11 protein-coding genes and 1 pseudogene are annotated in these 12,549 nt (G+C 71.7%); 7 read left to right on the top strand and 5 right to left on the bottom strand.

What is annotated here, in order from left to right; translation table 11 throughout:
* Positions 1-36: 36 nt before the first annotated feature.
* The 7 genes and pseudogenes from ACZ5NW_RS20060 (at position 37) to ACZ5NW_RS20030 (ending at position 8,335) form a co-directional block, all read left to right on the top strand.
* Positions 37-477 (top strand): Lrp/AsnC family transcriptional regulator, encoded by a 441-nt coding sequence (locus ACZ5NW_RS20060; RefSeq protein WP_468745198.1) that lies wholly within the window; start codon positions 37-39, stop codon positions 475-477.
* A gap of 62 nt (positions 478-539) precedes the next feature.
* Positions 540-905 carry a hypothetical protein gene (locus ACZ5NW_RS20055; RefSeq protein WP_468745197.1) on the top strand — a complete coding sequence of 122 codons (366 nt, stop codon included), beginning with the start codon at positions 540-542 and terminating at the stop codon, positions 903-905.
* 238 nt (positions 906-1,143) lie between these two features.
* Positions 1,144-1,605, top strand: a pseudogene (locus ACZ5NW_RS20050) (hypothetical protein); the annotation flags it as partial.
* On the top strand, positions 1,579-3,039 hold the full coding sequence (locus tag ACZ5NW_RS20045; RefSeq protein ID WP_468745628.1) for a serine/threonine-protein kinase: 1,461 nt from the start codon (positions 1,579-1,581) through the stop codon (positions 3,037-3,039). The pseudogene ACZ5NW_RS20050 and the gene ACZ5NW_RS20045, both read left to right, overlap by 27 nt.
* Complete coding sequence (locus ACZ5NW_RS20040) at positions 3,036-4,418, top strand: VWA domain-containing protein (protein ID WP_468745196.1); 1,383 nt, start codon at positions 3,036-3,038, stop codon at positions 4,416-4,418. Before ACZ5NW_RS20045 ends, ACZ5NW_RS20040 begins: the two co-directional genes overlap by 4 nt.
* 21 nt (positions 4,419-4,439) lie before the next feature.
* Positions 4,440-5,552, top strand: a complete 1,113-nt coding sequence (locus ACZ5NW_RS20035; protein WP_468745195.1) for an ATP-binding protein — start codon at positions 4,440-4,442, stop codon at positions 5,550-5,552.
* Positions 5,549-8,335, top strand: coding sequence for a DUF5682 family protein (locus ACZ5NW_RS20030; protein WP_468745194.1), 2,787 nt, complete (start codon positions 5,549-5,551; stop codon positions 8,333-8,335). The genes ACZ5NW_RS20035 and ACZ5NW_RS20030 overlap by 4 nt, the downstream gene beginning before the upstream one ends.
* A 61-nt stretch (positions 8,336-8,396) precedes the next feature.
* Here ACZ5NW_RS20030 and ACZ5NW_RS20025 read toward each other — a convergent pair whose 3' ends face one another.
* The 5 genes from ACZ5NW_RS20025 to ACZ5NW_RS20005 form a co-directional block, all read right to left on the bottom strand.
* Positions 8,397-9,017, bottom strand: coding sequence for a GNAT family N-acetyltransferase (locus tag ACZ5NW_RS20025; RefSeq protein WP_468745627.1), 621 nt, complete (start codon positions 9,015-9,017; stop codon positions 8,397-8,399).
* Positions 9,018-9,074: 57 nt separating this feature from the next.
* On the bottom strand, positions 9,075-9,638 hold the full coding sequence (locus ACZ5NW_RS20020) for a hypothetical protein (RefSeq protein WP_468745193.1): 564 nt from the start codon (positions 9,636-9,638) through the stop codon (positions 9,075-9,077).
* Positions 9,635-10,195, bottom strand: a complete 561-nt coding sequence (locus ACZ5NW_RS20015) for a hypothetical protein (RefSeq protein ID WP_468745192.1) — start codon at positions 10,193-10,195, stop codon at positions 9,635-9,637. The genes ACZ5NW_RS20020 and ACZ5NW_RS20015 overlap by 4 nt, the downstream gene beginning before the upstream one ends.
* A 113-nt stretch (positions 10,196-10,308) precedes the next feature.
* Positions 10,309-11,754 carry a glyceraldehyde-3-phosphate dehydrogenase gene (locus ACZ5NW_RS20010; RefSeq protein ID WP_468745191.1) on the bottom strand — a complete coding sequence of 482 codons (1,446 nt, stop codon included), beginning with the start codon at positions 11,752-11,754 and terminating at the stop codon, positions 10,309-10,311.
* 101 nt (positions 11,755-11,855) lie between these two features.
* Positions 11,856-12,434 (bottom strand): hypothetical protein, encoded by a 579-nt coding sequence (locus ACZ5NW_RS20005; protein ID WP_468745190.1) that lies wholly within the window; start codon positions 12,432-12,434, stop codon positions 11,856-11,858.
* Positions 12,435-12,549 lie beyond the last annotated feature (115 nt).

The following is a 12,549-nucleotide window of genomic DNA, read 5'->3' as shown; positions in this document are numbered from 1 at the left end:
TAAGGTGAGCCGGCCGGCGCACGAAGGGACTGACACGTGGACGAGATCGACCGGGCCATCCTGCGCGAGCTGCAGACCGACGGACGTATCGCGTACGCCGACCTGGGCCCGAAGGTCGGCCTGTCCGCCTCGGCGGCCCGGCAGCGCCTTCAGCGGCTGCTGGACTCGCGGGCCGTCCAGGTCGTCGGCGTGACCGATCCGATGGCGATGGGCGGCCAGGCCATGGCGCTGCTCGGCATCGGCGTCGACGGTGACCCCCGCCCCGTCGCCGACGCGCTGGCCGAGCATCCCGAGGTCGTGTACTCGGTCCTCACCTCCGGCGGATTCGACCTGTTCGCCGAGGTCGTCGCCCCCAGCACCAAAGACCTCCTGGACTTCGTCAACGACGTGGTGCGGACCGTGGACGGGGTGAGCGCCGTGCAGTCCTTCCCGTACTTCGCCATCCACACCCACCGGTTCCTCTGGGACGTCGGATGACCGCGTGACGGCGGTGCCGCGGACGACCTGAAGAACTACGCCGGGTCTGGCAGGATCGACGTATGACGATCGGCAACCGCCGCCACGGCTCCTGGCGCTCGCTGTGGTCGAAGGGGTCGGCCCTGTCCATCGGCTCGGTGGACTCCTTCCTCTCCATCGGCTCCGTGGGCAGCGTCCTGTCCATCGCCTCGGTCGGCAGTGTGCTCTCCGTGGGGTCCGTGGGCTCCGCCGGATCCCTCGCCTCGGCCGGCTCGTGGCTGAGCGTCGGCTCGGCCCTGTCCGCCCAGTCGTCCGGCGCCACCCTGTCCTGGCGCACCCACCACCGGCGCCGTGCGGCCACGGCCGTGACACTGACGGCTGTCACCGTCACCGGGCTCGCCCTGATCTGCGTACGGTCCGCCGCGCGCCGGCGGCCGGACGCCGCGTAGGCCGCAGCACCCGCGGACCCCCTTCCTCGGCGGTATCGCGTTCATGCCCCCATTCTGACCCGCGCCACTGACAACGCCCCGCCCCCGGGCGCCCCTTGCGCGCCCCGCGGCGTCCCGAGGGCGTTGTCAGTGGTCGCCACTATGTTTCATCGCGTCCCGCCGATCCGGCGGTGATCTCCCCTTGTGCTGCAAAGGAGCTGGCGCGTTGTCGGATTGGGAGAAGTCGAGTACCGCGCGGGTGATCCCGCCCGCACGGCCTCGCAAACTCGCCAAGGTCCCCTTCGTCGAACTGGCCGACGGACGTCTGCAGGGTGTGGTCTCCAGCGGCTCGGACATCGAGCGGGTCTACGTCTCGTCGGTCGCGGCCGGCACGTACGCGTACGCGTGCAGCACCAACAACAACCGCCCCTGCGGCGGCGCGCGCGGGTCGTTCTGCAACCATCTGCGCGCCCTGGTCACCGAGGCGGTCCTCCAGTACGGCGGCCGGCGCGTCGCCCGCTATCTGCGCGTGGACACCGCCGACGCCGAACCCGACGCGCTCACCCTCACCGCCGCGATGACCGGCGCCCGCCCGCCGCAGGCCGACAGCAAGGCGGCCGCCGCCGTCTTCAGCCGCTTCCTGCGCCACCTGGCCTATCTCGAACTGGCCCCGACCACCGCGCCGTTGCCCGAGATGCAGTGGTTCCCGCCGACCCGCGCGGCGACGGCGGGGGAGCCGCCGCGCGCGGCCGGCGCGGACACGGGCGAGGGCACCGGTCCGCTCGCCGAGCCCGTCCCCGGGGTCGACGAGGCCCTCGCCGCCGTGGACGCACTCGACCGCGCGCTCGCAGCGGGCCTGCTGCGCCCGCAGCCGGCCCAGGCCGCCGACCTCGCGGAACTCGCCCACGCGGTCGCCGGTTCGCCGCTGGCGAGCCGCGTCGCCGAGGCGGCCGACAAGGCCGCCTCCGGCACCGCGGGCGAGGACCACTTCGTCGCCCTGGCCGCCGCCCGCAGCGCCCTGCTCGGCTCCGTCCACGACGCCCTGACCGTCCGGATCGAGGAGACCACCGGCCGCACCCGCGCCGAGGACCCCCCGGCCGGGCCGGGCGAACCGCACGCGGCGAACGTGCTCGCCGCCGCCCGCACCTGGCTGTGCGACCTCGCCCGCAGCGGCTGGCAGGGCATCGACCACGAACTGATCGCCGGGGCCGCGCCGATCGTCTCGGCGATGCTCCCCGACCCCGCGCTGCGCCGCCCGGCCGCCCTCCTCGACGGCTTCGCCGCCGAACTCGCCGCCTCCTGCCCCGGCGCCACCCTCGACCGCGTCCCGGCCCGCCGCTGGGGCGACCTGTGGGCCCGCGCCCTGCTGCTCACCCTGCCCGGCGCCACCCGTCCGGCCGGACCCGGCACCGCCACCGGCCGGCTGCTTCCCCTCGGCGTCGACCTGCACGAACACGCCACCGCCGTCCAGGCCCAGGTGCACGCCGTGTTCGAACCGGAGGACGGCGGCACACCCCGCCTGGTGCGCGCGAGCGTCTCCGCGCCCAAGCCCGACACCGTCGTGGGAGCCGGCGTATGGCAGCTGCTGCGGCCGCACCTGGCGCTGCTCGCGGCCGTCGGCGAGGGCCGCGCGATGGAGCTGACCGGCATGCCCCTCACCGCCGACGGCGACCTCCTGTGGGACGACGAGCACGCCCGCCCCGGCGAGCCCGCCGACGCCTTCGCCACCGCCCGGGTCGCCCTGTCCACCGCGAGCGCCCCGCCCACCGCACCCCTGGACCGGCACCCGGCCGGCATCGCCGCCCCGGTGTTCCTGGAGGGCTACGGCGTCGAACAGGACGGCGACACGGTGACGTTCAGCCTCGCCGGGCAGCCGCTGCCCGTCGACACCGACCGCGTCCCGGCCGCTGGACCGCTCACCCCCGACGCCGTCGCCGCGTCGAGCGCCTGCATCGGACTGCTGCGCTGGGACGGCGGAACCTTCACCCTCCAGCCCCTCGCCGTCGAGACGACGGTGCGCAGGAAGACCGTCGCCGTGCACGCGGGCGCATGGGCCGGCGGCACCACCGACAAGACGGGCGTCAAGGCCGAGAAGGCCGCCACCGACGCCGTGACCGTGCTGCGCGAGCGCGCCGGAAGGCTGCTGCGGAAATGACCGACCACCTCCCCGCCGTCGACGCCGACGCCAACCGCCGTCAGGCCCTGTACTGGCGCCTGCTGGCCCGCCTCTTCGACCCCGAGGAGCAGGCCACGCTCGAATCCGCGAGCCTCGCCGTCGTCGAGGACATCGGCCTGCCGCCCGCCCTGCTGGACCCGGGCGCCTCCATCGACTCGATCGTCCAGCGCCATCCCGAACTGGCCGAGGAGTTCGACGCGCTGATGGTCCCCGAGGACACGGCCGACAGCGGCGACGGCACCCGCGAGCGGGCCGCCGAGGTGCGCCGCGCGGCCCTCGTCTCGAAGGTCCTGCTGAACGTCTTCGCCACCGGCTCCGGCACCGTCACCGCCGGACAGCTCGCCCGCTGGCAGTCCGACGCCGGCTGGCTGGAGCGGGCCCTCGGCTGCTCGCCCGGCGACCTGCGCGGCGGCCGCGGCCCCAGCCGCAGCGGCGGCACCGGGTTCGACGCGAGCGGCCTGATCCCGTCGCTGGGCCCCGAGCTCGGCGCCATCGAGGGCGAGATGGTCCGGCGCATGCACCTGCGCGAGGTTCTCGCCGACCCGAAGCTGGCCGCCCGGCTGACCCCCAGCATGTCGCTGATCGAGCAGCTTCTGCGGGACAAGAGCAATCTGTCCGGCGTCGCCCTCGCCAACGCCAAGTCGCTCATCCGCCGCTATGTCGACGAGGTCTCCGAGGTCCTGCGCACCCAGGTCGAGAAGGCGTCGGTCGGCACGATCGACCGCTCGGTCCCGCCCAAGCGCGTCTTCCGCAACCTCGACCTCGACCGCACCATCTGGAAGAACCTCACCAACTACAGCCCCGAGGAAGAACGCCTCTACGTCGACCGCCTCTACTACCGCCAGACCGCGCGCAGGACCACGCCCCAGCGGCTCATCGTGGTCGTGGACCAGTCGGGCTCCATGGTCGACTCGATGGTCAACTGCACCATCCTGGCGTCCATCTTCGCGGGACTGCCCAAGGTCGACGTCCACCTGATCGCCTACGACACCCGGGTCATCGACCTCACCCCCTGGGTGAACGACCCCTTCGAGGCGCTGCTGCGCACCAACCTCGGCGGCGGCAACGACGGACCCGTCGCCATGGCCCTGGCCCGCCCGAAGATCGCCGAACCCCGCAACACCGTCATGGTGTGGATCTCGGACTTCTACGAGTTCGACCGCTCCCAGCCGCTGTTCGAGGCCATCGAGGCCGTCCACCGCTCCGGCGTGAAATTCATCCCGGTCGGCTCGGTGACCAGTTCCGGCCGCCAGGAGGTCAACCCCTGGTTCCGGGAACGCTTCAAGGCCCTCGGCACCCCGGTGATCTCCGGCCATATCCGCAAGCTCGTCCACGAACTCAAGAACTTCCTCGCCTGACCCGCCCAGAAAGGCCCTCACATGTCCGACCTGCTGCGCGCCCCCGCCGAGATCAAGTACGCGGAGGAGCTGGACTGGCTGGAGTCGATCGACGACAACCCCAAGCCGTTCTCCTGGCGGCTGTCGCCGAAGATGGTCCGCCTGTTCGTCCTCGGCTCCGAGCGCGCCGACGGCCTCGACCGGGACATCGCCCAGAAGTGGTTCGGCGACCGCAGTTTCGTCGAGCGCGCCATCGTCACCCTCGCCTCCGACCGCGGCCTGCTCCTCATCGGTGACCCCGGCACCGGCAAGAGCTGGCTCGCCGAGCTGCTGTCCGCCGCGATCTGCCGCAACTCCACGCTCGTCGTGCAGGGCACCGCCGGCACCACCGAGGACCACATCAAGTACTCGTGGAACGTGTCCATGGTCATCGCCAAGGGCCAGTCCCGCGAGTCGATGATCCCCTCACCGATCATGACCGCCATGGAGACCGGCGCGATCGGCCGCTTCGAGGAACTCACCCGCTCCACCAGCGACGTCCAGGACGCCCTGATCTCGATCCTCTCGGAGAAGTACATCTCCGTCCCCGAACTCGACAGCGACAACATCGTGTTCGCCAAGCCGGGATTCTCCGTCATCGCCACCGCCAACAGCCGTGACCGGGGCGTCAACGACCTCTCGTCCGCGCTCAAGCGCCGCTTCAACTTCGTCCGTATCCCGGTGGTGACGAACAAGAAAAGCGAGGCGGAGATCGTCCGCTTCCGCACCGAGGAACTCCTGCGCCGTCACCAGATCGAACTGGACGTGCCACCCACCCTGCTGGACGTGCTGCTGCAGAGCTTCGCCGACCTGCGGGCCTCCGCCGCCGCGGCCGGCAGCGACGACGAGAAGCTGGAGTCCGCGCTGTCCACCGCCGAGCAGATCGGCGTCCTGGAGGACGCCATCCTGCACAGCAACTTCTTCGGCAAGCGCGCCCTCACCGCGCACACCCTCGCCTCCTCCTTCGTCGGCTCGCTCGCCCGGCGCGAACCGGAGGACCTGGCCATCCTCAACAAGTACCTGCACGGCGTCGTCGAGCCGCGCAGCAAGGAAGAGGGCGGCTCCTGGCCGGAGTTCCTCGAAGGCGGCCGCGACGCGATCGCGACCCTGTCATGAGCGGGACGCCGACGTTCGGCGCACTGCGCGCCCAACTCCAGGAAGCCGCCACCGCGTTCGCCGACGGACCCGATGCCCTGGAGGGCATCCTGCGCGGCATCGTCGACGACGTCGACCGGGCCGTCGGCGAGCCCCTGGAGATCTTCCCGGTCTGCCACCACTCACCGGCCTCGGCGATCGCCATGGCCCGCCGCCTGCGCGAGAAACAGCCCAAGGTGGTCTATCTGGAGCTGTGCGAGGACATGGCCCCGCTGCTGACCGAGCTGCGCAACTGCCGCCTCCCGGTGGCCGTGCAGGCCTTCGCCAGCGAGGTCGAGGGCTTCCCCGCCGACTGGTCCCCGCTCTCCGTGGTCGCCCCGATCACCGAGGCGTCCGCCGAGTACCAGGCCATCGCCTACGCCCTCGACACGCCCGGCGTCGCCTTGGTGCTCGTCGACCGCTCCTCCGACCACGTCTTCCAATGGGACACCCGCGCGGAGCGGCCCGCCGACCCCGACGCCCCGAGCGGCGAGGAGGAGGCCGCGCTGCACGGCGACGCGGTCGGCGTGGAGATCGGCGACCTGCGCCCCCGCTTCGCCGAACTGGAGGAACACCTCCTGCGCCACGGCAAGGTCCGGCACTGGTCGGAGTGGTGGCACCAGTACGTCGAAGTGCCGCTCGGCGACAGCGACCACGACACCTACCGCCAGGTCATGCTGCTCATCGGCAGCCTGTTCCGGCGCCTGGCGCCCGGCGACGCGCACCGCGTGCGGGTGGACGAGGACCGCGAGCGCTACATGTGGACCAGGATGCGCGAGCATCTCGCCGCCACCGGCACCGACCCCGCCGACTGCCTGTATGTGTGCGGCGCCTTCCACGCGGCCAGCCGCGTCGAGGAGTTCGGCGTGCACGGCGCCGACACATTCACCATCAGTGCGCCGAGCGGCACCCGGTGGCGCCACGGCCTCATTCCGTCCAGCCACGCGGCCATCGAGGCACAGTTCGGCCTGGCGCCCGGTTCGGTGTCCATCGCGGCCACCGAATGGGCCAAGAACGTCAAGCGCACGGGCGTACGCCCCTTCCGGCTGGAAGGCCAGGCGGGCACGAAGAAGACGACGCGCAAGAAGGCCGTGCCGGCCCAGGCGCCCGCCCCGGCGACCGAGCCCGCGGACCGGCTCTTCGGATTCCTTCAGCGGCCCCCGGTCGTCGACCGCCTCGACGAGGCCGAACTGCTCGGCTGGTCGGTGGAGGTCGTCCGGGCCGCCCGGCGCAACGGCTATCTGGCCTCCACCGCGGACGCCATCGCCGTGTTCGAGACGTCGATCCTGCTCGCCGGGATGCGCGACCGGGCCAAGCCGACGCCGTACGACTTCCAGGACGCCGCCGTCACCTGCATCGAGAAGGACGGCGTACCGGGCCGACGGGACGTCCGCCGCATCGTCGAGATCATGATGGGCGGCGACCGCGTCGGCCAGGTCGGCTACGACGCGCTGCCGCCGCTCGCCCGCGACGTCCACGACCGGCTCGCACCGCTGAACCTGAGGCTCCAGCAACGCGGCGTCCAGCGGGCCCTGCTGGACATCGCCGCCCACCCGGAGCTGGCGGCCTGCTCCGACGTCCTGTGGATGCTGCGCCGCCTCCTGCCCCACGGCGCCGCCCGCCCCATCATGGGCGAGCGGCGGCTCGGCGAACGCCCCATCCAGGAGTCCTGGGACCTCGCCCTCGGCACCCATCAGCGCGCCCTCATCGAACTCGGCTACGAGGGCGTCACCCTGGAACAGGTCCTGGAACAGCGCCTGCGCCGCACCGCGTACGACCCCCAGGCGACCGCGGCCACCGTCCTCGCCGCCGTCGAGGACGCCACCCTCTATCTGCGCAGCCGCCGCCTCGCCGACGAACTGGGCACCCACGCCCTGGACGTCCTCGCCCGCGAACGCACCGTCGACGGCGCCCCGGAGGTGCTGCGCCGGGTCCGGCGGCTGCTGGCGTACTACCGCACCAGCGAACCGGTCCTGCCGGGGTGGATCGAGTCGTTCGTGAAGACCGGATACGCCCACTACTGCACCCTGCTGCCGACGGCGTTCACCGACGACGACGCGACCGTCCGCCAGGTCGCCGCCATGCTGGGCTTCCTGTTCGGGATGGAGAGCCTCGCGCTGTCCCTCGGCTGCGACCGCACCCAACTGGAGCTGGCCGTCACCCAGTCACACCCCGAGGACCCGTCGAAGACGGCCCTGCTGTGGGCCGCCCGCACCCATCTGGGCACCCTCTCCCGGGCCGAACTCAGTACGCGGTGCGCCGAGTTGCTCGGCAATCCGCTGGTGGTGCCCGCCTACCCGCGCTACCTCAGCGGCTTCCTGCACGCCCTGGAACCGGTGCCCGCGCTGGCGGACTTCGTGGTGGAGGCGGTGTCCAACGCGTTCGCCCGCCTGCCCGACAGGGTCCTGCTGCCCTGGCTGCCGACCCTGATCACCACGCTGCGCGCCGAGGGGGCCGAGCTCGCGCCCCTGCTCATCCGGGAGGCCGGCCGCGTCTTCCCGGGCCGGCTGCCGGCCCTGGACGCCTGGACCCCGCCGTGGCTGGACCGGGCCCGGCAGGAGTCCGCACCCGCGACGATCAGCGCCTCGGCGCCCCACGGCGTCGCCCTGCTCGCCGCCTACCCGGACAGCTGCGACGCCGTCGCCGCCCTGCTGGGCTGCGACGACCCGTGGCAGACCGCGCCCGCCCCGGCGGGGGGCACCCCGCTCCTGGCCCGCCATCCGGCCACGGCGACGGCCCTGGACGCGCTGCTGGCCACGGCCTGACCTGCCCACGGCACAGAACGGTCCTGTTCCCCGAAGTCGGGGAGCAGGACCGTCGCGTGGGTCACCGGCTCGTCGAGCGGCCCAGGTACCACACCACCCCCGGATCCGGTACGTCGATCTCCTGGAAGCCCAGCCGGTCGTAGAAGGCCCTGGCCGCGGTGTTCGCCCGCGCCATGCACAGATGCACGGACGGCACCCCGCTCGCGCGCAGGGCGTCGAGGAAGGCGTACATCAGCGCCCGCCCGTAGCCCCGGCCCTGCCACGGCGGCAGCAGGTCGATGTGCAAGTGGGCGGGGAGGGCGGACAGTTCGGGCAGCAGCATGCGTTCGGGATCGTGCAGCAGCCCGATCATCTGCTCCGTCGGCGTGCCCGGATCCCCAGCGGGTTCGGGATACCGGTCGGCGACGGCGGGCAGCCAGTGGTCGCGGAACCACTCCACGAACCGTGGCGTGTCGGCCGTCCCGAGGATGTAGCCCACCGCCCGCCCGGTGCCGTCGTCCAGCACCCGCGCCAGCTCGGGCTCGTGGTCGACGTACGGGTAGGCGAAGAGCGTCGGCATCAACTCCCGGTCGGGATACACCGACGAGGAGTCCTGACCGTGATGGGCCGTTCTGACACAGATCTCGGCGACGGCCGGACGATCGGATGCTCGATACGGCCGTACGAAGGGGGCTGGGTCCATGACGGGGATGATCTCAGCCATGGGAGCGCTCCCACAAGCTCCCGCGAGTACTGTCTCTCAGGGATTCAACGGCGGTGCCGGAAGCCGGAAGTGGTCCGCGATGATCCGCAGGGTCAGGGCGCCGTCCGCGTTGAAGTCGGGGTCCGCGTCATAGGCCGGCGTGTCGCGGCCGACGATGCCCGCCTCCAGGAGCTCGCGGGTCAGCAGATCGGCCGCTCCGCCGCCGCGCCGGGACTCACGCCTCCGCCCGACGTTGAAGTAGATCGACTCGAACCCGCCCCGGCTGTACTGGAACTGGAAGGGGTGCTCGGCGCAGTGCGGTATCAGGTAGTTCTGCCCGTGCGGACAGGCGCAGGCCGGGGTGGAGGCCAGGAACACGGTCTCCAAGCGGTCCGGATCGGGCACCCGGTCCCGGTAGCGGAAGCCGGTGAGTTGGGCCGCGAACTCCGCCGCCGTCGGCCGCTCGGGAGCGGCGTACGCGGGGTGGGTGACCCACGTCCACTCGTCGGACGTCCCGGACGTGAGCGCGGGCCGGTCGACTTCGTCGAGGATCCGGGTGAGCGTGGGCAGATCCATGCCCCGGCAGAAGGTGACGAACGTATCGGGCGGGAGCAGGCTCATCGGGCCGTCATCTCCGAAGTCAGGGGCGGGCTCGGAAGGTTGAAGTAGCCGGCGATGGTCCGCACGAGCCGGCGCTCGTCGTCGTCGTGGTGGGAGAAGCAGTCGTGCCCCTCCTCGCGCCAGGCGCACTCGGCGTCGGGGCCGATGGCCTTGGCGGCCAGCAGTTCGGGGGAGAGGTAGTCGGGGTTGTCGCCCATCCGCTGCCCGACGTTCTCGAAGCTGAAGTGGAGCGTCACCCGCCCGTCCCGGTAGTACGAGAAGGTGGGCGCGTGTGCCTTGGCGCTGCACGGCTCGGTCACGAACACGACCACCTCCGCGCCGTCGGGGCACAGTCGCCGGTAGTCGATGTCGTAGTCGTAGTCCTCGCCCCCCTCGTCCTCTTCCTCCCAGCCGGCCATGTCGTGCACCGCCCATGCCCATCCCTCCGCCTCGCCGTGGTCGAGCGGCTCCCGCCGCAGGTCCCGTAGGCCCTGGATGAGTGCGTCGAGGGGCAGGCCACGGCCGAAGACGAGGTTCACCTCGTGCCCGGAGTAGGGGTTTTGCGTCCACTGGATCATGCCGGTCACCTTAGGGCGGGCCACTGACACCGCTGCGCGTGGTGGTTGCCCGGCAAACGCCGTCGCCCCCGGCGAGATCGACTCAACGGGGGCGACGGAACGTTCCTTCGGGATCAGGCCGCCGGGGACGGGAAGGTCGGGTACTCGACCCCCGAGACGTGCTGGACGACCCGGATGACCTGGCAGGAGTAGCCGAACTCGTTGTCGTACCAGAGGTAGAGGATCGCGTTGTCCCCGTCGACCTTGGTGGCGCCGGCGTCGACGATCGAGGCGTGGCGCGAGCCCACGAAGTCCATGGAGACGGCGTCGGGGGCGGTGGTGAAGTCGATCTGGCGCTTCAGCGGCGAGTGCAGCGAGACGTCGCGCAGGTAGTCGAGGACCTCCTCGCGGGTGGTCTCGCGGCCCAGGCGCAGGCTCAGGATGGCGATCGAGACGTCCGGGACGGGCACGCGGATCGAGCTGCCGGTGATCGGGGCCTTCAGGTCCGGCAGCGCCTTGGCGACGGCGGAGGCGGCACCGGTCTCGGTGATCACCATGTTGAGCGGCGCGGAGCGGCCCCGGCGGTCGGCCTTGTGGTAGTTGTCCAGCAGGTTCTGGTCGTTCGTGAACGAGTGCACGGTCTCCACGTGACCGCGCAGGACGCCGAACTCGTCGTCCATGGCCTTCAGCGGCGGGACGATCGCGTTGGTGGTGCAGGAGGCGCAGGACAGGACCCGCTCGTCCGGCTTGATCGTGTCGTGGTTGACGCCGTGCACGATGTTCGGGACGTCGCCCTTGCCCGGGGCGGTCAGCACGACCTTGTCGATGCCGGGACGCAGGTGCTGGGACAGGCCCTCGCGGTCCCGCCACTTGCCCGTGTTGTCGATCAGGATGGCGTCGTTGATGCCGTACGCCGTGTAGTCGACCTCGGAGGGGTCGTTGGCGTAGATGACCTTGATCGCGTTGCCGTTGGCGACAATGGTGCTGGTCGCCTCGTCCACCGTGATGGTGCCGTTGAACTGGCCGTGGATCGAGTCGCGGCGCAGCAGCGAGGCCCGCTTGACCAGGTCCGCCTCGCCGCCGCCGCGCACGACGATGGCGCGCAGCCGCAGGCCGTTGCCGGACCCGGCCTTCTCGATCAGCAGCCGGGCGACGAGCCGGCCGATGCGGCCGAAGCCGTACAGGACGACATCGCGTCCGGCGCCGCGCTCGATCTTGTTGCCGCCCGTGGCGCCGGCGACGGCCTGGGCGGTGAACTCCGCCACGGACAGGCCCTGGTCGCCGGCCTTGTACGTCGCGGCCAGCATGCCGATGTCGATCTGGGACGGGCCGAGGTCGAGGGTGGTCAGCGCCTGGAGGAAGGGCATCGTCTCGGTGACCGAGAGCTCCTCGCCGGCGATCTGCCGGGCGAACCGGTGGGTCTTCAGGATGCTGACCACCGACTTGTTCACCAGGGAGCGGCTGTGCAACAGGACCGTCACGTCCCGCTCGCGGTGCAGCTTCCCGATGATCGGGATCATCGACTCCGCGATTTCCTCGCGGTGCTTCCAATTGGTGAACGAGTCGTCGTTGACAGTCACAGATCCATCTTTCGAGCTAGGTGGCGCTCATATGTAATCACACCCCTGTTCTGGCTCTTCAGGCGGCAGGGATACGGGTGGGAATGGATCGGTTCGTCCCATCAAGGGTGCAGGAGATAGGTGGTCAGCCGGGCCTGGGCCAGCTCCGGGGTGAGGCCCAGTGCCCTCCCGATCGCCTCCCAGGACAGCTCGTCCTCCTGTACCGCGTACGCCGCCTCCTGGGCGATGCCGGCGGTCAGGCGTTCCAGTGCGGCCACGGCCTTGAGCGCGGCCTCCGGCGCCTGGTCGGCAAGCCGGTACAGCTGGTTCTCCAACTGCTCCATCAGGTCGGTCAGTTCGGTGGGCAGCGGCACGGTCCGGCGCTCCACGTCGTGGAGGTGCTCGCGCCAGTCGCGGCGCGCGGCGGAGATGTCGAGTTCGTACAGCGGATCGTCGCCCAGCCCCGCCCAGTCGATCGGATGGGCCTCGCCGCGCCAGCCGCACGCGCAGGCGGCACGCAACGCGGCCGCCCTCGGCCGGCCCAGGTGGCCGTTGTACGCCCACCACTCACGGGTCTCCAGCGCACAGGCGGAGCCGCTGCCGAAGTCCAGGTACACGGATTTCGGTTCGCTGCCGTCCGCGAGGACCGCCCCCGCGTATCCCTCGTGCGACTCGCCGAACTCCTCGGTGCTCCACCCCACGGTTCGTCCCCCCTGGTCCGGATCCGGCCCCCTCGGCGCCCCGGCGTCGGCGCCGCAGCGAGCATGCCCACGGCCGCCCGCCGGTGAACGGCGCCCGAGGGGGCGCGGGGCGCAG

Source organism: Streptomyces sp. NPDC032126, from assembly GCF_055580085.1.
This window is presented reverse-complemented; position numbering and strand designations above follow the sequence as displayed.